Raw genomic sequence first — 20,229 nt, 5'->3', positions numbered from 1 at the left:
CTCGGTTGTTCACAAACCTGCGGCCCAGCACAAATCCCCTGTGGGAGCGGGCTTGCCCGCGAAGGCGGCGGCACAAGCGACATCCATGCAAGCTGACCCACCGCTATCGCGAGCAAGCTCGCTCCCACAGAGGTTCTCGGTTGTTCACAAACCTGCGGCCCAGCACAAACCCCTGTGGGAGCGGGCTTGCCCGCGAAGGCGGCGGCACAGGCGACCTCGCCGCAAGCCACAACACCCGGGGAGCAGGCCGGAATCGGCGGCTTCCTTGATTGGTATCAACCACTCTCCAGGTGCCCCGCGGTAGTCTCGAACACACCATCGAGCGCGTCCGAGGGGCCTCATGAGTTATCCGCTGTTTCTGACCTTGCACCTGTTCGCCGCGCTGGTGTTCATCGGTACGGTGTTTTTCGAAGTGCTGTTTCTCGAGAGCATTCGCCAGCAGTTGCCCGCCAAGGTCATGGTGTTGCTGGAGCAAGGCATCAGCCGGCGTGCGCGGCAGTTGATGCCGTGGGTGTTGCTGGTGTTGTTCGGCGCGGGCGGCGCGATGGTCTGGTTGCGCTACTGGCCGGCGCTGATGTCGCCCCTGCAATCATCCTTCGGTTTGCTGCTGGCCCTGAAGATGCTGCTGGCGGCCAGTGTGCTGGGGCATTTTCTGTGGGCGATGTGGCTGTTCCGGCGTGGGCGCATGAATGCCCGCTACGTGCACATCATCCACACCAGCGTGTTCCTGCACATGGTGGCGATCGTGCTGTTGGCCAAGGGCATGTTCTACATCACCTGGTAGGCGGCAGCGCCTTGGTTTCCAGGCGCTTGATACAAGTCAAGGTGGCTGGCGGGGTTACAGCCGACACTGTCCCCGCGCCGCCATTCGGAGATTGCCATGTTCGACCCCTTCCAGACCCTCGGCGAGCGACCCTCGGGACGTGCCCCTGTGGTGGCCGATTTCGACTGTCCGGTCGCTACACGAAAATTCCACACCGGCATCGGCTCCCTCGACCTGCTCAGGGGGTTGCGCAACAGCCGCCAGAAACGTCGGCCGCTGTCCCTGGCCGTGCACCTGCCGTCGCGCCTGCGCCTGGCATCGTGTTCGCCCTTGGCCAGCGATTGCCGCTGCGGTGAGATCGACGGCTATTTGCAACGCCTGACCTACGAGATGGAGCTGGTGGGCTGCCATTTGGGTTCCGGCAGGCGGGTCGAGGCGTTCTGCCTGACTGGCGGCACGCCGGTGATCGCCCACTTGCAACGACTGATGAGCGACCTGCGCAAGCGCTTTGACTTTTGCGAGTACGACAGCGGCGACCACAGCATCGAGGTGGACTTGCACCACACGGACTGGTCGACCATGGGCCTGATCCGCGACCAGGGCTTCACCCATGTCAGCATCGGCGTGCCCGATATCGGCATCGACAGCGAGCTGTCCGTCGACTGCTACCAGAACCCGGCACCGATTCATTCGCTGATCGACGCGGCGCGCACCTTCGGCTTTCGCTCCATCAACATTGACCTCGGCTACGGCCATGCCTGGCAGACGCCCCAGAGCTTTGCCTTGAAGCTGGCGACGCTGATCGAGCTGGAGCCGGACCGCCTGCATGTCTTCGATTATGGCCGTGCGCCTTACCGCTATCGCTCCAAGCACATCGGGGCGGCCGTGGCTTTCAGCAGCGCGGCCGACAAGGACGCCATGCGCCGCATCTGTTGCGAGCAACTGATCGGCGCCGGTTATCACTACATTGGCCTGGGCCAGTTCGTCAGGGCCGACGATGACCTGGCGGTGGCCCAGGAGCATGGACGCCTGCATCGCACTTGCCTGGGGTTCACCCGCCATGGCTGCTGCGATCATGTCGGGTTCGGGTTGTCGGCGGTCACGCAGATCGAGCATCTGTATGTGCAGAACACCGACAACCTGTTGCATTACTGCCAGCAATTGGACGCCGGGCAATTGCCGGTGTATCGCGGCTGGCGCTGTGAGGCGCACGATCAGGTCAAGGCGACCGTGACCGAACAACTGGCCTGCGACCTGGAGCTGGATATCCCGGCCATCGAAACGCGTTTCGGCTTGGTGTTCCGCGAATATTTCGCGTCCATCTGGCCGCTGCTCGAAGCGTTGCACGACAAGGGACTGATCGAACTGACCCACCGTTTTATCGGCATCCTGCCCGCCGGGCGCCTGAATGTGGACGCGATCTGCAATCTGTTCGACCCGGACCCGAATGACGCGGGCCCACACGCCCTGGAAAAGTTGAATCCTTCATGAATGCCGTATCCGCTTTCAATCGCGCCCTGGTGGAAAAATACGACCGCCCGGGGCCACGCTACACCTCCTATCCGACGGCCCCGCAGTTTCACCCGGCGTTCGCCATGGACGAATACCGCCAGGCCGCCCAGCGCAGCAACCAGGGGCCACGCCCCAAGGCACTGTCGGTGTACATCCATGTCCCGTTCTGCCAGAGCCTTTGCTATTACTGCGCTTGCAACAAGATCATCACCCGCAAGACCCATCGCGCGGCGGAGTACCTGACCTACCTCAAGCGCGAGATTGCGTTGCAGGCCGCGTTGTTCGACCGCTCGCGCAAGCTGACCCAATTGCACCTGGGCGGGGGCACGCCAACCTACCTGACCCACGAGCAACTGGCGGACCTGATGGACTGCCTGCACCAGTCGTTCGACATGGATGACAGCGACGCCCACGAATTCTCCATCGAAGTCGACCCTCGCACGATCGATGCCGGGCAGGTCCACGGCTTGCGCCAACTGGGGTTCAATCGGCTCAGCTTTGGCGTGCAGGACTTCGATGCCCAGGTGCAGGTCGCCGTCAATCGGGTACAAAGCGAGGCCCAGGTGGCCGAGCTGGTGGCGGCGGCACGAGCGGCACGTTTCAAGTCGGTCAGCGTCGACCTGATCTACGGCCTGCCGTTGCAGACCATCGCCAGCTTCGACGTGACCCTGAGCAAGATCATCGCCCTGCGTCCCGACCGCATCGCTGCCTACAGCTACGCGCACCTGCCCAGCCGGGTGCGGGCCCAGCGGATGATTCGCCCCGAAGACATGCCGCCGCCCGAGCGCAAGCTGGAGCTGTTGGAGTTGACCATCAACCGCCTGACCGAGGCCGGCTACGTCTACATCGGCATGGACCATTTCGCCTTGCCCGACGACGAACTGGTGCGCGCCCGCGCGCGGGGTTCGCTGCAGCGCAATTTCCAGGGCTACTCCACCCACGCCGATTGCGACCTGATCGGCCTGGGGGTGTCGTCGATCGGCAAGGTGGGCGACAGCTACAACCAGAACGTCAAGGAGCTTTCCCAGTACTACGCGCGCCTGGACCAGGGCATGCTGCCGGTGCAGCGGGGCTATCGGCTGAGCGATGACGACCGGCTGCGGCGCGAGGTCATCAGCGAACTGATGTGCCACGCGCGCATCGAATTCGCCCCGGTCGAAGCGGCCCATGGCATCCGTTTCGACAGGTATTTCGCCGAGGAACTGGCGGCGCTCCAGGAACTGGTCGGCGACGGGCTCCTGGAAATCCACGACGATGCCCTCGTGCTGCTACCCCAGGGGCAATTGATGATGCGCAACGTGGCGATGGCGTTCGATGCCTACCTGGGGGCGGATCGCACGGTCCAGTACTCGCGAACGGTTTGAGCAGGCGCAGACGTGACGCCTGCTGCGCCCGCCCACTGTGGCGAGGGAGCTTGTCCCCGCTGGGCGGCGCGGCAGCCCCCGATCCCACTCAACCATCTGGTCGCAGGGCCCGGCCGAGGAACGGCGCCGTGCGGCTGTCCTGGCACTCGGCGACCGCGGCCGGCGGTCCGCACACCACGACTTTCCCTCCCTGGGTCCCGGCCCCCGGACCGATGTCGATGACCCAGTCGCTCTGGGCCACGACCCGCATGTCATGCTCCACCACGACCACTGTGTGGCCTTCGTCCACCAGGCGGTTGAGCTGCACCAGCAAGCGATCCACGTCCTGCGGGTGCAGGCCGTTGGTCGGTTCATCCAGCACGTACAAGGTCGCGCCCCGGGCCTTGCGTTGCAGTTCTGTCGCCAGCTTGATGCGCTGCGCCTCGCCACCGGACAGCTCGGTGGCCGGCTGGCCCAGGCGCAGGTAGCCCAGGCCGATGTCCTGCAACACCTGCAGGGTGCGCCGCGCCGCCGCTTGTTCGGCAAACACGTCGAGGGCCTCGTTCACCGTCAGTTGCAGCACCTGGGAGATGTCCAGGCCCTGCCAGGTGACTCCCAGGGTCTGCGGGTTGTAGCGCGCCCCGTGGCAGGTGGGGCAGGGGGCGTAGACGCTGGGCATGAACAGCAATTCGACGCTGACGAAGCCTTCGCCCTCGCAGGTCTCGCAACGGCCCTTGGCGACGTTGAAGGAAAACCGCCCGGCATCGAATCCCAGCGCCTGGGCCTGTTCCGTGGCGGCGAACAGTTTGCGTACGTGATCGAACAGCCCGGTATAGGTGGCGAGGTTGGAGCGCGGCGTGCGACCGATGGGTTTCTGGTCCACCTGGACCAACCGCTTGATCCCTTCGAGCCCGGCGGTGACCTGGCCGCCGCTGGTTTGCAGCGGTTCATCCTCCAGGCTTTGTTCCTCGGGTTCGGCGTTGGCGCTGGCCTGGCCCAGGTGGGCGCCCACCAGGTCGAGCAGGGCCTGGCTGACCAGGCTGGATTTGCCGGAGCCGGAGATCCCGGTCACCGCCGTGAAACAGCCCAATGGAAAGGCGGCGCTGAGGTTGTCGAGGTTGTTGCGGCTGATGCCCTCCAGGCGTAGCCAGTCCTCGGCGGCCCGAGGTATGCGAGCCGTCGCGGTGGCTTCGGCGAACAGATAGGCGCGGGTCCGCGAGGCCTGTACCTGGCTGAGGCCTTTGGGTGGGCCGCTGTAGAGGATCTTGCCGCCTTGTTCGCCAGCGTCTGGGCCGACGTCGATGAGCCAGTCGGCGCGGCGCATGGTGTCCAGGTCATGCTCGACCACGAACACCGAGTTGCCGGCGGCCTTCAACCGTTGCAGGGCATCGAACAGCGCCTCGCTGTCGGCCGGATGCAGGCCGGCGGAGGGTTCGTCGAGCACGTAGATCACCCCGAACAGCTGGGAGTTGAGCTGGGTCGCCAGGCGCAGGCGTTGCAGCTCCCCGGAAGACAGCGTCGGCGTGCTGCGTTCCAGGGCCAGGTAGCCCAGGCCCAGGTCGATCAGCGTGACAATCCGCTCCAGCAATTCGGCGGCGATGCGCTGGGCGGCCAGGCGTTTTTCCAGGGACAGGTTGTGGGTGTGCCGCGCGTCCGGTCCTCCGGCGTGCGGGTTCTCGCCCCGGGCAGCGCGTTGTTCGCGGGCGGCCCGGGTCTGCTGGTGGGTGAGCACTTCGCCCGGTTCTTCGGCCTGGTCGAGGTAGTCGGGGGCCAGCACGCCCTTGAGTACGTCAGCCAGCTCCAGCAAGGGCAGGTGCGACAGCTCGGCGATGTCCCGGCCGGCGAACGTCACCGTCAGCGCCTGGCGCTTGAGGCGCTTGCCCTCGCACAGCGGGCAGGGGCTGGCACGCATGTATTGCGCCACGCGCTTGCGCATCTGCGCGCTTTGCGAGTGCATGAAGGTGTGCAGCAGGTAGCGCCGGGCGCCGCTGAAGGTGCCCTGGTAACTGGGTTCGAGCTTGCGCTTGAGGGCGGCGCGGGTCTGGGCCGGGGTCAGTCCGGCGTACACCGGCACCGTCGGGGTTTCCTCGGTGAAGAGAATCCAGTCCCGTTGCTTTTTCGGCAGGTCGCGCCAGGGCACATCGACGTCATAGCCCAGGGTGACCAGAATGTCCCGCAGGTTCTGCCCCTGCCAGGCCATGGGCCAGGCCGCCACGGCGCGTTCGCGGATGGTCAGCGAAGGGTCCGGCACCATGGACGCCTCGGTCACCTCGTAGACCCGGCCCAGGCCATGGCACTCCGGGCAGGCTCCCTGGGGCGTGTTTGGCGAGAAGTCCTCGGCGTAGAGCATCGGTTGGTCGGCGGGGTAGCTGCCGGCCCGGGAGTAGAGCATGCGGATCAGGCTCGACAGGGTGGTGACGCTGCCCACCGAGGAGCGCGCGCTGGGCGTGCCGCGCTGTTGCTGCAGGGCCACTGCCGGCGGCAGGCCTTCGATGCTGTCCACGTCCGGCACGCCCACCTGGTCGATCAGGCGCCGGGCATACGGGGCGACGGATTCGAAGTAGCGGCGCTGGGCCTCGGCGTAGAGCGTGGAGAAGGCCAGCGACGATTTGCCGGACCCCGACACGCCGGTGAACACCACCAGCGCGTCGCGCGGAATGTCGACGTCGACGTTCTTGAGGTTGTGTTCGCGGGCGCCACGGACCCGGACGAAACCGGCGTTGTCTGGCAATGACGAGGTGGCGGCGGGGCCGGAGCGTGGGGGCATTGGGGTTCCTTGTCTGCGACTGCTTGAGCGTTGTGGCTGTGTGGCGTAGCGGCGCCTTGCCGAAGAATGCAACCTGAGTCACAGCCCTGACAATAATGCGACCGGGTTCGTCCGTTCTCGTGCGATAAAAATTTACTCGGGCCTCGGGAGATGAGAAAAGCATTCCCGGTTTTCCCATGGATACGGAGCTCCCATGCCACGATCGAAGCGTTTCACCCAATTGTTTGTCGCTCTGCTGGCCGTTGCCGCGCTGTGGTACATGTGGACGATCACCAGCGCCAAGCTGGAGTGGGGCGGCGACAGCCCGGACCGGCAACAGGTGGGGGCTGTGAAGGATACCCGCCAGCGGGCGATGACCCAGTATTGCACAGGCGTCGTCGCCACCCCGAAGGGCACCTGGCTGGTGGGGCGCCTGGAGCGTGATGCGCAGGCGCTGGAACCTGGGGCCGAGGTCCAGGACCTGGACGTCGTGGTCTACGGCAAGCCCAAGGAAACCGAGGCGGCGCCGCAGCTGGGGGCCTTCAGCATTTTTTCGGCGCGCGAGACCGAGACCTCGTTCATCTCGCGTCTCGATGCCCAGGGGCAATTTCAGCTGGTGGCCCATGTCAGCGGCGCTGCGTGCCTGGTCGCCAGTCCCGATGGCGCCAGCCTGTTCCTGCTTACCGGCCTTGACCGGCCCGATGCCGAGACCAGCGAAGGGCCGCGTCAGACCGTCGTCCTGCGCAGCGATGACCAGGGCATGCATTGGACCTGGTTGAAGAATGGCTTCTTCGCCGACACCGACCAGGTGGCCTGGAGCCTCGAGCCCTATTTCCATGGCCAGGATGAAGTCTGGGCCTGGGGCTCGTTGAGCGAGATCGGCGCGCAGAAGCCCGATGGCGTCGCCACCGGCCTGTTCTACTCGGCCGATCGCGGTGCGACCAGCACGCCGATCGTCAGCGCCGAGTCGCTGCTGGTGACCGCCCAGTACGCCCGCGACCAACGTCCCGACGTCGTGCAATGGCACACCGAGGCCGAGGATCAGGGCGAGATTCGCGGGCACGTCATCCAGGTCGATGGGCAGCGCGCGCTCATCTGGCTGTCCCAACGGTTCTGGGGCAGCCATCCCGATGGCAAGCGTGGCAACATCGTCGTCAACGTCACCACGCGGGCCGAGCTGCAACGCCAGGCCGGGAAGTGGCAAATCGTGGCCCGGCAGCGTGACGACAAGCTGTTCATCGATGCCCTGGCGCAGAACGAGGCCGGGCGGGTGTTCGGCCTGATCGACCAGGGGCACCAGGGCCGGGACGTCGTCGCCGAGCTGGACACCTCCACGCAAACCTGGCGCCCCGTGGGCGAGCTGCCCAGCGTGTTCGCGCCGCTGGCTTCGGACAGCCGCTTGCGCGGCCACGGTTTCTGGGCCGGGCAAAACACCTTGCTGATCAACACCAGCAGCGAGCACCGCCCGCCGCGCTGGCTCTACTGGTGGTCTGACGCGAGCATCTCCGCGGACGGGGTGTTCTATTCCAGGGACTGGGGCCGTTCGTGGCACAAGCTGGCGGTCGACGGTTACCTGGGCGTACTGGGTTTCCAACCGGGCCAGGATCGGGTGTTCTGGGCCAAGGGCAATTGGTACGACAACAACGACCTGGGGGTGTATGCCTATGGTTTGCGGTGAGGGCGCTTGCGGCCCCCGCGGGAGCCAGGGGCCTTGCTTCCCGGCGTGGGATGTCGCATTGCCATAGGTTTTGTAGCAAGTTGATTTCAATCAAGGGCCAAAGGCAGGGCGGCCCCTACGATGGACGCCAAGATCCTGTCCTAAGCCCTGGCGTCCATGACCCCTTCCTTTGCGCTGCTGCACCCGTCCCGCCACTGGCTGGGTGGCCTGTTCATTCTCCTGCTGCTGCTCGCGGGCCTGGCCCAGGCCAAGGACTACGGGGACATCCAGCAGCAGCGCATCCACCATGTGCTGGGCCAGACCGACGCCATCTCCGAGCCTGAAGGCCCCTACAAGGTGCGCACGCTGTCGGCGGCGGGCAAGATCGTCGGCTACGTGTTCCAAAGCCTCGACGTGGTGGACATTCCGGCCTATTCAGGCAAGCCGATCAACGTCCAGGTCGTCCTCGATCCGACCGGGGTGATCCTCGACGCCTATGTGCTGGAACACCATGAACCGATCCTGTTGATCGGCATCGCCGAAGAAAAACTCCACGCCTTCAGCGCGCGCTACAGCGGCATCAAGGTCAGCCAGCGGGTGGTGGTGGGGCACTCCAGCGACCCGAATGCGGTGACGGTGGATGCCATCGCCGGTGCCACCGTGACGGCGATGGTGGTCAACGAAGTGATCATGCGGGCCGCCCACGACGTCGCCCTGGCCTTGGGCCTGGTCAAGGGCGACGCCGGGTTGGCGGTGGCGCCGGCCCGGGTGCGCGAAGACCGCTTCGAGCCCGCCGACTGGGCGACGCTCACGGGTAACGGCGCGGTGCGGCGCCTGCACCTGACGCGCGGCCAGGTCGATGCTTCCTTCAAGGGCACCGAGGCCGAGCAGGTGGAAGTCGCCAGCGCCGCTGAGGCCGACGACACCTTCATCGACTTGTACGTGACCCACCTCAACCCGCCCACCATCGGCCGCAACCTGCTGGGTGAAGGGCCGTACCGCACGCTGATGAGCGAGCTCAAGCCGGGCGAGCAAGCCATCGCGGTGTTGGGCAGCGGGCGCTACTCCTTCAAGGGCTCGGGGTATGTGCGCGGCGGCATCTTCGACCGGGTGGTGTTGCGCCAGTTCGGCAACACCATCAGCTTCCGTGACCTGGACTTCCAGCGCCTGGACGACGTCGCCGCCGACGACATGCCGGCCTTCGATGAGATGGCGATTTTCATCATCCGCGCCAGCCACCGTTTCGACCCCGGCGCGCCCTGGAGCCTGGAGTTGCTGGTGCGTCGCCAGACCGGCCCGGTCAGCGGCACGTTCAGCAGCTTCGAACTGGCCTATCAATTGCCCGAAGCCTACCTGGAGCGGCCATTGCCCAGCGCCGAACAACTGGCCGCGGCGCAGGAGGCCAGCCGGCCGATGTGGCTGACGCTGTGGTACCAGAAAAGTGTCGAGATCAGCCTGCTCGGCGTGGCGTTGCTGGTGCTGACCGTCATTCTGTTCTTCCAGGACGCCCTGGCCCGGCGGCCGACCCTGTTGCATTGGGTGCGCCGGGGCTACCTGGTGTTCACCGTGGTGTTTCTCGGCGGCTTTGCTCTGGCGCAGTTGTCGGTGGTCAACGTGCTGACGTTCGTCCATGCGCTGTTCGAAGGCTTTCGCTGGGAGCTGTTCCTCACCGATCCGTTGATCTTCATCCTCTGGGTGTTCACCGCCGCCAGCATCCTGCTCTGGGGGCGCGGGGTGTTCTGCGGCTGGCTGTGCCCGTTCGGCGCGATGCAGGAGCTGATCAACGAGCTGGCCCGGCGGTTCAAGGTGCCCCAGTACGAGCTGCCATTCGCTGTCCACGAGCGGCTGTGGGCGCTCAAGTACATCATCTTGCTGGTGCTGTTCGGCGTCTCCCTGGAGTCCATGGCCAGCGCCGAACGCCTGGCCGAGATCGAACCGTTCAAGACCGCCGTCACCCTGCGCTTCGACCGCCAGTGGTGGTTCGTGGCGTACGCGGTGGGCCTGCTGGTGATCAACCTGTTCACCCGCAAAGTCTATTGCCGCTACCTTTGCCCATTGGGCGCGGCCCTGGCGATGCCCACACGCCTGCGCCTGTTCGACTGGCTCAAGCGCCGCAAGGAATGTGGCAACCCCTGCCAGTTGTGCGCCAAGGAATGCGAGATCCAGGCGATTCATCCCGACGGCCGCATCAACGCCAACGAATGCCACTACTGCCTCGATTGCCAGATGACCTGGCACAACGAAAACAAATGCCCACCGCTGATCAACAAGCGCAAGAAGCGCGGCAAGGCGGCGGTGGCCGATCCGCAGCTGATTCCCGTGGTGCAAGTGAGCCCGGCGCCTTGAGTCGCCCGGGGAAACTGCCCCCGACCCTTTCATTCTTGATGGAGCACACAGCATGAGCGACAAGAACAACGCCACGCCGGACGTGGTGGAAGAACCGCGTGGCGTGAGCCGGCGCAGCTTTCTCGGCACCGGTGCGGTCACCGGCGCCGTGCTGGCCGGTGCCACGGCGCTGGGGGCCGGGACCTTTACCCGGGAATCGTGGGCGGCGGCCGCCAAGGAGGCCAAGGAAGCCAAGTCCAAGATCCACGTCGGTCCCGGCGAACTCGACGAATACTATGGCTTCTGGAGCGGCGGCCACCAGGGTGAGGTGCGGGTGCTGGGCGTGCCGTCGATGCGCGAGTTGATGCGCATCCCGGTGTTCAACGTCGACTCGGCCACTGGCTGGGGCCTGACCAACGAGAGCAAGCGCATCCTGGGGGAGAGCGCCAAGTACAAGAACGGTGACTGCCACCACCCGCACATCTCCATGACCGACGGCAAGTACGACGGCAAGTACCTGTTCATCAACGACAAGGCCAACTCCCGGATCGCGCGCATTCGCCTGGACATCATGAAGTGCGACAAGATCCTCACCGTTCCCAACGTGCAGGCGATCCACGGCCTGCGCCTGCAAAAGGTGCCCTACACCAAGTACGTGTTCGCCAACGCCGAGTTCGTGATCCCGCATCCCAACGATGGCCACACCTTCGACCTGCAAGACAAGAACAGCTTCACCATGTTCAACGCCATCGATGCCGAGAAAATGGAAATGGCGTTCCAGGTGATCGTCGATGGCAACCTTGATAACTCCGACGCCGACTACACCGGCCAATACGCCGCCAGCACCTGCTACAACTCGGAGAAGGCCTACGACCTGGGCGGCATGATGCGCAACGAGCGCGACTGGGTGGTGGTGTTCAACATCCCGCGGATCGAGGCGGCGATCAAGGCCGGCAAGTTCATCACCCTGGACGGCTCCAAGGTGCCGGTGGTCGATGGTCGCAAGACCGATGGCAAGGACTCCGAATTCACCCGCTATATCCCGGTGCCGAAGAACCCCCACGGCTGCAACACCTCGTCCGACGGCAAATATTTCATCGCCAACGGCAAGCTGTCGCCCACGGTCTCGATGATTGCCATCGACCGACTGGACGACCTGTTCGCCGACCGCTTCAAAGACCCGCGGGAAGTGATCGTCGCCGAGCCGGAATTGGGCCTGGGGCCGTTGCACACCACCTTCGACGGGCGCGGCAACGCCTACACCACGCTGTTCATCGACAGCCAGGTGGTGAAGTGGAACATGGACGAGGCCATCCGCGCCTACAAGGGCGAGAAGGTCAACTACATCAAGCAGAAACTCGACGTGCAATACCAGCCGGGGCACAACCACGCCTCCCTGACCGAAACCAGCGAGGCGGACGGCAAGTGGCTGGTGGTGTTGTGCAAGTTCTCCAAGGACCGCTTCCTGCCCACCGGGCCGCTGCACCCGGAGAACGACCAGTTGATCGACATCTCCGGCGAGGAAATGAAGCTGGTCCACGATGGCCCGGCTTTCGCCGAACCCCACGACTGCATTCTCGCCCGGCGCGACCAGATCAAGACCCAGAAAATCTGGAATCGCAACGATCCGTTCTTCGCCGAGACAGTGGCGTTGGCGAAAAAGGACGGCATCAACCTGGAGACCGACAACAAGGTCATCCGCGACGGCAACAAGGTGCGGGTGTACATGACGTCGATGGCGCCGGCCTACGGCCTGACGGAGTTCACCGTCAAGCAAGGCAACGAAGTGACGGTCACCATTACCAACATCGACCAGATCGAAGACGTTTCCCACGGCTTTGTCATGACCAACCATGGCGTGAGCATGGAGATCAGCCCGCAGCAGACGTCCTCCATCACCTTCACCGCCGACAAGGCCGGCCTGCACTGGTACTACTGCAGCTGGTTCTGTCACGCCCTGCACATGGAAATGGTCGGCCGCATGCTGGTTGAAAAAGCCTGAGCCGGTTGAAGAAGGAGACAGCGTCAATGGCCGGGAAACAGCGACAACCCGCGGGGCGCGCTGGCCAAGCGGTCATTGCGCTGATGATCGGCCTGCTATCGGGCGGCGCGTGTGGCGCGCCGCAGCCGATCACCGATCTGCCCTTGCAACCGGAAGGCGAGCAGCAGTGGCGCCTGCCGGCGGGGCAGTACCGGGGCTCGTTCAGCATCGATCAGCCGATGACCCTCACCTGTGCGCCGGAGGCGGTTTTCATGGGGCAGGGCGAGGGCAACGGCCTGATCATCCAGGCGCCGAACGTGCGCATCGAGGGTTGTACGTTCCTGGACTGGGGCCATGACCTGACGGCGATGAACGCCGCCGTGTTCATCAAGCCTGTTGCCCAGGGGGCGGTGGTGCGCGGCAATCGGATGCAGGGCCCGGGCTTCGGCATCTGGGTCGATGGCACGCGGGACGTCAGCCTGGTAAACAACCGCATCCAGGGCGACGCGAACCTGCGCTCCCAGGACCGTGGCAACGGCATCCACCTGTATGCGGTCCATAGCGCCCGGGTCATCGGCAACCAGGTGCGCGACACCCGCGACGGCATCTACATCGACACCTCCAACGGCAACCTGCTTCAGGGCAATGTCCTGGAAGACCTGCGCTACGGCGTGCACTACATGTTCGCCAACGATAACCGCCTACTGGACAACGTCACCCGGCGCACGCGCACCGGTTATGCGCTGATGCAGAGCCGCCAGTTGACGGTCATCGGCAACCGTTCCGAACAGGATCAGAACTACGGGATCCTGATGAACTACATCACCTATTCGACCCTGCGCGACAACGTCGTCATCGACGTACGCGACGGGTCCACCGGCGACACCATGATCGTCGGTGCCGAGGGCAAGGCCCTGTTCATCTACAACTCGCTGTTCAATCGCATCGAAGGCAACCATTTCGAACGCAGCGCGGTGGGCATCCACTTGACCGCCGGCTCCGAGGACAACCGCATCGCCGGCAATGCGTTCGTCCACAACCAGCGCCAGGTCAAGTACGTCGCCACCCGCCTGCAGGAGTGGTCGGCCGAGGGACGCGGCAACTACTGGAGCGATTACCTGGGCTGGGACCGCAATGGCGACGGCCTGGGGGATGTGGCCTATGAACCCAACGACAACGTGGACCGGCTGCTGTGGCTGTATCCCCAGGTGCGGCTGCTGATGAACAGCCCCGGCATCGAACTGCTGCGCTGGGTGCAGCGGGCCTTCCCGGTGATGAAATCCCCCGGGGTGCTGGACAGTCATCCGCTGATGGCGGCACCGGTCCAGCCCCCACCACGCAACAGTGCCCAGGAGGACGCGTCTTGAACGTCGTCGAGATCCAAGGCGTCAGCCAGCGCTATGGCGACGCCGCCGTGCTGCACGGGTTGAACCTGAACCTGGCCCAGGGCGAAGTGCTCGGCCTGTTCGGGCACAACGGTGCCGGCAAGACCACCACCATGAAGTTGATCCTCGGTCTATTGCGGGCCAGCGAAGGGCAGGTGCGGGTCTTCGGGCGCGAGCCCAGTGACCCGGGCGTGCGGCGACTGCTCGGCTACCTGCCGGAGAACGTCATGTTCTATCCGCAACTGAGCGGGTTGGAAACCTTGCGCCACTTTGCCCGGCTCAAGGGCGCGGCGCCCGAGCAGGTCGAGCGGTTGCTGGAGGAGGTGGGCCTGGCGGACGCGGCCCGGCGCAGGGTACGCACTTATTCCAAGGGCATGCGCCAGCGCCTCGGCCTGGCCCAGGCGTTGCTCGGCCAACCGCGCCTGTTGCTGCTGGATGAGCCGACCGTGGGCCTGGACCCCATCGCCACCCAGGACCTCTACAAGTTGCTGGACCGCCTGCGCTGGCAGGGCACCAGCATCATCCTCTGCTCCCATGTGCTGCCGGGCGTCGAAGCGCACATCAATCGTGCCGCGATCCTCACTCGCGGGCGCCTGCTGGCCCTGGGCAGCCTGGCCCGGCTGCGCCAGGAAGCCGGTCTGCCGACCCTGATCCGGGCCTCGGGCCTGGCCCGTGCCGAGCAGTTGCAGCAGCACTGGCGCAGCGAAGGGCATGTCACCCAGGGCTGGGGCGTCGCAGGCCTGCAAGTGTCGGCGCCGGACGGTAGCAAGCTCGCCCTGTTGCGCCAGTTGCTGGCGCAGCACAACCCCACCGACGTCGAGATCAAGCCGCCGTCCCTGGAGGACCTGTACCGCCATTACATGGTCCGCGCCGCCAGCGAGGAGGCCCATCCATGAACCCGATCCAGACCATGGCCCGCAAGGAGTTCCGCGACGGCCTGCGCAATCGCTGGTTGCTGGCCATCAGCCTGTTGTTCGCCGTGCTGGCCATCGGCATCGCCTGGTTGGGCGCGGCGGCATCGGGGCAATTGGGTTTCACCTCGGTGCCGGCGACGGTGGCCAGCCTGTCCAGCCTGGCGACCTTCCTGATGCCCTTGATCGCCTTGCTGCTGGCCTATGACGCCATCGTCGGCGAGGACGAGAGCGGCACCTTGCTGTTGTTGCTGACCTACCCGTTGGGACGTGGCCAGTGGCTGCTGGGCAAGTTTGTCGGCCACGGCCTGATCCTGGCCCTGGCGACGTTCATCGGCTTTGGCTGCGCGATGCTCGCCATCGCCCTACTGGTGGATGATGTCGAGCTGAGCCTGCTGCTCTGGGCCTTCGGCCGCTTCATGCTGTCCAGCACGCTGTTGGGCTGGGTGTTCCTGGGCCTGGCTTATGTGCTGAGCAGCCTGTCGGCGGAGAAGTCCACCGCCGCCGGGTTGGCCCTGGGGGTGTGGTTTTTCTTCGTGCTGGTGTTCGACCTGGCCTTGCTGGCGCTGCTGGTGCTGAGCGAGGGGCGCTTCAGTGCGCAACTGTTGCCGTGGCTCTTGCTGTTCAACCCCACCGATGTCTATCGGCTGATCAACTTGTCCGGTTTCGATTCGGGCGCCAGCGGCGCCGCCGTGCTGACCCTGGGCAGCGATCTGCCCGTCTCGGCGCCGGGGCTGTGGTTGTGCCTGGTGGTGTGGATGGCCGTGCCGTTGTGGCTGGCCTACCGGCTGTTCAAGCGCCGCTGCCCGTGAATGTCTGATCTTGATAAGGAGCTGTAACGATGAACAAGGTGTATTCCAGGGCGAGTCGGCTGTTGGCCGGGGTGTTGGTGTGCCTGGCACTGGCGGCGTGTGACCAGGCCGGGCCGCCGCCGGCCAGCGAGGCGCCGTTGGGCTTTCATCGCGGTGACGAGTGCCATGTCTGCGGCATGGTCATCACCGACTTCCCCGGGCCCAAGGGCGCGGCGGTCGGGGCCGGCGGGGTGAAGAAATTCTGCTCCCCGGCGGAGATGCTCGGCTGGTGGCTGCAACCGGAGAACCATCGGGCCGACGTCAAGTTGTATGTCCATGACATGGGGCGCAGCCATTGGGATGCCCCGGATGACGCCCACCTGATCGACGCCCGGACCGCCTATTTCGTGGTCGGTTCCGGGCTCAAGGGCGCCATGGGCGTCGTCCTGGCGACGTTCGCCGAGGCCCAGGCGGCGCAGAAACTCGCCACCGAGACCGGTGGCCGGGTGCTGCGCCTGGAGGACATCGACCAGAAGGTGCTGGGACAAGCCTTGGCGATGTCGTCGATGGGGCACTGAGCCGGGCCAGGTAGCCGCACGACGGCTACACCTTCTGTGACGAGGGGATTTATACCCGCTGGGGCGCGGAGCGGCCCTTAAGGCTGGCGACTCGGTATGGCGGGCAGATCCCAGGGGGCCGCTTCGCAGCCCAGCGGGGATAAATCCCCTCGCCACAAGAACACTCTCTTTGCACAGAGAGTATTACGTCTTCACAAAGAGCACTTCGTTGCCAAGAACAGCATCACCCAACCGCTGATACCAGGCCCTGTCTGGAATCAGCATTTCTCCTCCCATCGAAGCGTCCACCCCCTACCCAAGTAGCATTCGTCGCCCCGGCCCATCTTCGTACACTCAAGGTCCCTATCACGCACCCGCCGGAGGCGCAGATGCAGCAGGCAGAAGGCGTGGTCAGCGCCATGTCCGCGGCGACGGATGTCCAGGAAGTCGCCCAGTCGCTGGCGCGACAGTTGTTGCATCCGCACCTGGGCTTCGTGCTGTTTTTCTGCTCCGCCGCCTATGACCTGCCGGCCCTCGGCCAGGCGCTGTCGCAGAGCTTCGGCGGGATTCGCCTGGTGGGTTGCACCAGCGCGGGGGAGATCACGCCCCAGGGTTATGGGCGCAATTGCGTCACGGCCGTGGGGTTCGACCATCGGCATTTCTCCATCGCCGCCGAGTTGATCGGCGAAATGGAACACTTCAGCCTGATCGACGCCCAGCAGATGGTCGAGCGGCTGGCCGGCGGTTGCCGCAGCAACGCCCTGGCGCCGATCAAGGGCCACAGCTTTGCGCTGACCCTGCTCGACGGCTTGTCCAGTCGCGAGGAAATGGTCCTGGCGGCCTTGAGCGCGGCCCTGGGCGACATCCCGCATTTCGGCGGGTCGGCCGGCGACGACAACCACTTGACCCACACCCACGTGTACTTCGAAGGCCAGTTCCACGGCGGGGCGGCGGTGGTGGTGCTGATCAACACCTGGCTGGAGTTCGAGGTGTTCACCACCCACCACATCCTGCCGCGGGAAGAGAAACTGGTGGTGACCGGCGCCGACAGCGCGTCGCGGCGGGTCTATGAGCTCAACGCCGAACCCGCCGCCGAGGAATACGCCCGCCACATCGGCGTGCCGGTCAGTGCCCTCGATTACCGGGTCTTCGCCGCACACCCGCTGGCGGTGCGCATCAACGACCAGTATTACGTGCGGGCGATCCAGCAGGTGCATCCGGACCTGAGCCTGAGTTTCTACTGCGCGGTGGAGAACGGCATCGTCCTGACCGCCATGACCCCGGGCCCGTTGCTGAACAACCTGCAAAACCTGTTCGAAGGCTTGCAGGCACGGCTTGGCGATGTGTTGCTGACCATCGGCTGCGATTGTTTCCTGAGGCGCCTGGAACTGGAAGACCGCGGCGGCCTGGAACAGATCGGCCAATTCTTGCGCGAGCAGCGGGTGCTGGGGTTCAACACCTATGGAGAACAGTTCAATGGCATGCACATCAACCAGACGTTCACCGGAGTTGCCATTGCCCGTCATCGCGCCCCCGGCCATCGCTGACCTCCAGGCCCGACTGGCCAGCCTCGAACATGAAAACCACAAGCTGCGGCGGATCAACGCGGCGCTGATCGAACGGGTGGAGTCCGGGGTGACCCGGGGCAATGACCCGTACGCGGCGTTCCAGCATTCGGTGGTGCTGGCCGAACAGGTGCGCGAGCGCACCGACGCGCTGAACCAGGCCATGGCCGAGCTCAAGGCCGGCAACCATTTGCTGGGGGAGGCGCGGTTGCGGGCGGAAACCGCCCACCGCCACCTGATCGACGCCATCGAGAGCATCTCCGATGCGTTCGTGCTGTTCGATGCGCAGCAACGCATCGTCCTGTTCAACAGCCGCTTCAAGGCGTTCTGGGCCCACAGCCGGGTGCGCATCATTGCCGGCATGCGCCTGTGCGAGGTCAAGCGCCTGATGACCGCCAACGGCCTGTTCAGCGAGGAACCGCGCGGGCAGGCCGACGAGCATGTGCTGTATCGCATGCAGAACGGGCGCTGGCTGCAGGTCAGCGAGCGACCGACCCAGGAAGGCGGGCGGGTGATGCTGTTCACCGACATCACCGACGTCAAGCTCAGTGAAACCGTGCGCCGCGAGCAAGCCATCGCGCAGAAGTCCCACCTGCTGCAACGGGCCGTGGACAACCTGTCCCAGGGCGTGGCGATGGTCAATGCCCAGGGCGTGCTGGAGCTGTGGAACCGGCGCTTCCTGGAACTCAGCGGCCTGGCACCGGTGGCCGCCCATCGCGCGTTCAGCGAAGTGATCGGCGACTCCGAGCTGCAACTGCTGACCCCGGCCAGCCGCGACAGCAATGGCCGGTTGATCCATGAATGCGAACAGCGCCTGTCGGATGGCCGGGTCCTGGAGATCCGCACCCATCCGCTGCCCACCGGTGGCTACGTCAATACGTTCACCGACATCACCGAGCGCTACCAGCATGCCGAGGCCCTGAGCGAAAGCGAGCGCTGGATCCGCCTGATCACCGACCACGTGCCGGCGCTGATTGCCTACCTCAACGCCGACCTGGTCTACGAATTCACCAACAAAGTCTACGAGCAGTGGTACTGCTGGCCCCGTGGCGTGATGCTCGGCCAGAGCCTGCGCGAGGCCCACAGCGAGCAGCATTACCAGCGGCTGGAAGCCTACGTGGCCCGGGCGCTGGCGGGTGAAAGCGTGACGTTCGAGTTCGCCGAGACCAACATCAACAACCAGGAGCGCTACATGCTGCGCTCCTATGTGCCCAACCGCCTGGCCAGCGGCGAGGTGGTGGGGATCTTCGTCCTGATCCGCGACATCACCGAACGCCGGCGCACCGCCGAGGCGCTGCACCAGGCCTATCAGAACCTGGAGCAGCGGGTCCAGGAACGCACCGCCGAATTGACCTGCCTCAACGACCAGTTGCTGCGCGAAATCGACGAGCGCAGCCGGGTGGAAGTGCGCCTGCGCGAGGCCAAGCGCGAGGCCGAGCAGGCCAACCTGTCGAAAACCAAGTTCCTCGCCGCGGTCAGCCACGACCTGCTGCAACCGCTCAACGCCGCGCGGCTGTTCACCAGCGCCTTGCTGGAGCGTCGCGAGCCGGTCGCCAACGCGCACCTGGTGCGCAACGTAAGCAATTCACTGGAAGACGTGGAGCACTTGCTGGGCACCCTGGTGGACATCTCCAAGCTGGACGCCGGTGTGATCAAGGCCGATGTCGCGCCGTTCTGCCTGAGCGAACTGCTCGACAACCTCGCTGCCGAATACGTCCAGGTCGCTCGCAGCGAAGGGTTGGCGTTGCACTTCGTCGGCTGTTCGGTGCTGGTGCGCAGCGACATGCAACTGCTGGCGCGGATCCTGCGCAACCTGCTCAGCAACGCCATTCGCTACACCCCCGGCGGGCGGGTGGTGCTGGGTTGCCGACGGCATCGCGGTCGGGTGTCGATCCAGGTCTGGGACAGCGGCATCGGCATCGCCGAAGACCGGCTCGAAGAAATCTTCCAGGAATTCAAGCGCGGCGACGTGCAGCGGCCCAACCAGGACCGGGGGCTGGGCCTGGGCCTGGCGATCGTCGAGAAAATCGCCGGGATCCTCGGCCATCGGATCCAGGTGCGCTCCTGGCCGGGCAAGGGGTCGATGTTCGCCGTCGAGGTGCCCTTGAGCGCCACCGCGCCCAAGCCGTCGCCGTGCCCGGACATGAGCGAGCCGATGCTGGGCCGCCTGCGCGGCGCCCGGGTCTGGGTGCTGGATAACGACGCGGCGATCTGCGCCGGCATGCGCACCTTGCTGGAAGGCTGGGGGTGCCAGGTGACGACCGCGTTGTCGGAGCAGGACCTGGCGCGCCAGGTGGACGACGATCCGGCGGGCGCGGACCTGCTGATCGCCGACTATCACCTGGACCATGACCAGAACGGCGTCGATGCGGTGGCGCGGATCAACGCCCGGCGCGCCTCACCGATCCCGGCAATGATGATCACCGCCAACTACAGCAACGAACTCAAGCAGCAGATCCGCGAGCGCGGCCACACCCTGATGCACAAGCCGGTGCGCCCGATGAAGCTGAAGATTGCGATGAGTCATCTGTTGGGTGGGACAACGAGCCGTTAGGCTGCACCGCTTTTGTGGCGAGGGGATTTATCCCCGCTGGGCTGCGATATAGGTAGTCCGTTCCTTGCTCTTCCATACTGATGTTCGCTGGAATTCGGTTGTCGGCGAGGAAGGAACATGCACCTGCGGGCTACGAATA

Annotated in this window: 13 protein-coding genes; 12 read left to right on the top strand and 1 reads right to left on the bottom strand. The window is 65.2% G+C overall.

The genetic code is table 11. From position 1 onward, the window contains the following. The first annotated feature begins 340 nt into the window (after nt 1-340). The 3 genes from Q6A48_RS17995 to hemN all read left to right on the top strand — a co-directional run bounded on the left by Q6A48_RS17995 (nt 341) and on the right by hemN (nt 3,639). Complete coding sequence (locus Q6A48_RS17995; RefSeq protein ID WP_304555543.1) at nt 341-784, top strand: CopD family copper resistance protein; 444 nt, start codon at nt 341-343, stop codon at nt 782-784. A 96-nt stretch (nt 785-880) separates the two neighbouring features. Next, nucleotides 881-2,254: an oxygen-independent coproporphyrinogen III oxidase gene (locus tag Q6A48_RS17990; RefSeq protein WP_304555542.1), complete on the top strand. Its 1,374-nt coding sequence runs from the start codon at nt 881-883 to the stop codon at nt 2,252-2,254. Continuing rightward, on the top strand, nt 2,251-3,639 hold the full coding sequence (gene hemN / locus Q6A48_RS17985) for an oxygen-independent coproporphyrinogen III oxidase (protein WP_304555541.1): 1,389 nt from the start codon (nt 2,251-2,253) through the stop codon (nt 3,637-3,639). The genes Q6A48_RS17990 and hemN overlap by 4 nt, the downstream gene beginning before the upstream one ends. Nucleotides 3,640-3,727: 88 nt before the next feature. On the opposite strand, the gene Q6A48_RS17980 is transcribed toward hemN, so the two are convergent. Continuing rightward, on the bottom strand, nt 3,728-6,385 hold the full coding sequence (locus tag Q6A48_RS17980; protein ID WP_304555540.1) for an excinuclease ABC subunit UvrA: 2,658 nt from the start codon (nt 6,383-6,385) through the stop codon (nt 3,728-3,730). Nucleotides 6,386-6,578: 193 nt separating this feature from the next. On the opposite strand from Q6A48_RS17980, the gene Q6A48_RS17975 reads away from it, so the two are divergent. The 9 genes from Q6A48_RS17975 to nahK all read left to right on the top strand — a co-directional run bounded on the left by Q6A48_RS17975 (nt 6,579) and on the right by nahK (nt 20,090). Next, nucleotides 6,579-8,042 (top strand): hypothetical protein, encoded by a 1,464-nt coding sequence (locus Q6A48_RS17975; RefSeq protein ID WP_304555539.1) that lies wholly within the window; start codon nt 6,579-6,581, stop codon nt 8,040-8,042. Nucleotides 8,043-8,198: 156 nt separating this feature from the next. Further along, nucleotides 8,199-10,367, top strand: coding sequence for a transcriptional regulator NosR (nosR, locus tag Q6A48_RS17970; protein ID WP_304555538.1), 2,169 nt, complete (start codon nt 8,199-8,201; stop codon nt 10,365-10,367). Nucleotides 10,368-10,419: 52 nt separating this feature from the next. After that, the gene (gene nosZ / locus Q6A48_RS17965; protein WP_304555536.1) at nt 10,420-12,348 is read left to right on the top strand and encodes a TAT-dependent nitrous-oxide reductase; all 1,929 of its coding nucleotides are present in this window, start codon (nt 10,420-10,422) and stop codon (nt 12,346-12,348) included. Nucleotides 12,349-12,374: 26 nt separating this feature from the next. Next, a complete protein-coding gene (locus Q6A48_RS17960) occupies nt 12,375-13,694 on the top strand; it encodes a nitrous oxide reductase family maturation protein NosD (protein WP_304555534.1) in 1,320 nt (439 codons plus the stop codon). Continuing rightward, nucleotides 13,691-14,608: an ABC transporter ATP-binding protein gene (locus Q6A48_RS17955; protein ID WP_304555532.1), complete on the top strand. Its 918-nt coding sequence runs from the start codon at nt 13,691-13,693 to the stop codon at nt 14,606-14,608. Before Q6A48_RS17960 ends, Q6A48_RS17955 begins: the two co-directional genes overlap by 4 nt. Next, complete coding sequence (locus tag Q6A48_RS17950) at nt 14,605-15,435, top strand: ABC transporter permease (RefSeq protein ID WP_304555531.1); 831 nt, start codon at nt 14,605-14,607, stop codon at nt 15,433-15,435. The genes Q6A48_RS17955 and Q6A48_RS17950 overlap by 4 nt, the downstream gene beginning before the upstream one ends. Nucleotides 15,436-15,464: 29 nt before the next feature. Further along, on the top strand, nt 15,465-15,992 hold the full coding sequence (locus tag Q6A48_RS17945; protein WP_304555530.1) for a nitrous oxide reductase accessory protein NosL: 528 nt from the start codon (nt 15,465-15,467) through the stop codon (nt 15,990-15,992). Nucleotides 15,993-16,360: 368 nt separating this feature from the next. Continuing rightward, entirely contained in the window at nt 16,361-17,518 is a 1,158-nt protein-coding gene (gene nosP / locus Q6A48_RS17940; RefSeq protein WP_304555529.1) for a nitric oxide-sensing protein NosP, read from the top strand. Continuing rightward, on the top strand, nt 17,448-20,090 hold the full coding sequence (gene nahK, locus Q6A48_RS17935; RefSeq protein ID WP_304555528.1) for a hybrid sensor histidine kinase/response regulator NahK/ErcS': 2,643 nt from the start codon (nt 17,448-17,450) through the stop codon (nt 20,088-20,090). Before nosP ends, nahK begins: the two co-directional genes overlap by 71 nt. Nucleotides 20,091-20,229: the final 139 nt, after the last annotated feature.

Origin of the sequence: Pseudomonas citrullilanati, assembly GCF_030580855.1 — a bacterium.
GTDB classification, from domain to species: domain Bacteria; phylum Pseudomonadota; class Gammaproteobacteria; order Pseudomonadales; family Pseudomonadaceae; genus Aquipseudomonas; species Aquipseudomonas citrulli.
This window is presented reverse-complemented; position numbering and strand designations above follow the sequence as displayed.

What these genes read in the sequence shown, in the direction of transcription:
- nosR (WP_304555538.1), top strand. Translation starts at nt 8,199, where the DNA reads ATGACCCCTTCCTTTGCGCTGCTGCACCCGTCCCGCCACTGGCTGGGT.
- Q6A48_RS17960 (WP_304555534.1), top strand. Translation starts at nt 12,375, where the DNA reads ATGGCCGGGAAACAGCGACAACCCGCGGGGCGCGCTGGCCAAGCGGTC.
- Q6A48_RS17945 (WP_304555530.1), top strand. Translation starts at nt 15,465, where the DNA reads ATGAACAAGGTGTATTCCAGGGCGAGTCGGCTGTTGGCCGGGGTGTTG.
- hemN (WP_304555541.1), top strand. Translation starts at nt 2,251, where the DNA reads ATGAATGCCGTATCCGCTTTCAATCGCGCCCTGGTGGAAAAATACGAC.
- nosP (WP_304555529.1), top strand. Translation starts at nt 16,361, where the DNA reads ATGCAGCAGGCAGAAGGCGTGGTCAGCGCCATGTCCGCGGCGACGGAT.
- Q6A48_RS17980 (WP_304555540.1), bottom strand. Translation starts at nt 6,385, where the DNA reads ATGCCCCCACGCTCCGGCCCCGCCGCCACCTCGTCATTGCCAGACAAC.
- nosZ (WP_304555536.1), top strand. Translation starts at nt 10,420, where the DNA reads ATGAGCGACAAGAACAACGCCACGCCGGACGTGGTGGAAGAACCGCGT.
- Q6A48_RS17975 (WP_304555539.1), top strand. Translation starts at nt 6,579, where the DNA reads ATGCCACGATCGAAGCGTTTCACCCAATTGTTTGTCGCTCTGCTGGCC.
- nahK (WP_304555528.1), top strand. Translation starts at nt 17,448, where the DNA reads ATGGCATGCACATCAACCAGACGTTCACCGGAGTTGCCATTGCCCGTC.
- Q6A48_RS17950 (WP_304555531.1), top strand. Translation starts at nt 14,605, where the DNA reads ATGAACCCGATCCAGACCATGGCCCGCAAGGAGTTCCGCGACGGCCTG.
- Q6A48_RS17995 (WP_304555543.1), top strand. Translation starts at nt 341, where the DNA reads ATGAGTTATCCGCTGTTTCTGACCTTGCACCTGTTCGCCGCGCTGGTG.
- Q6A48_RS17990 (WP_304555542.1), top strand. Translation starts at nt 881, where the DNA reads ATGTTCGACCCCTTCCAGACCCTCGGCGAGCGACCCTCGGGACGTGCC.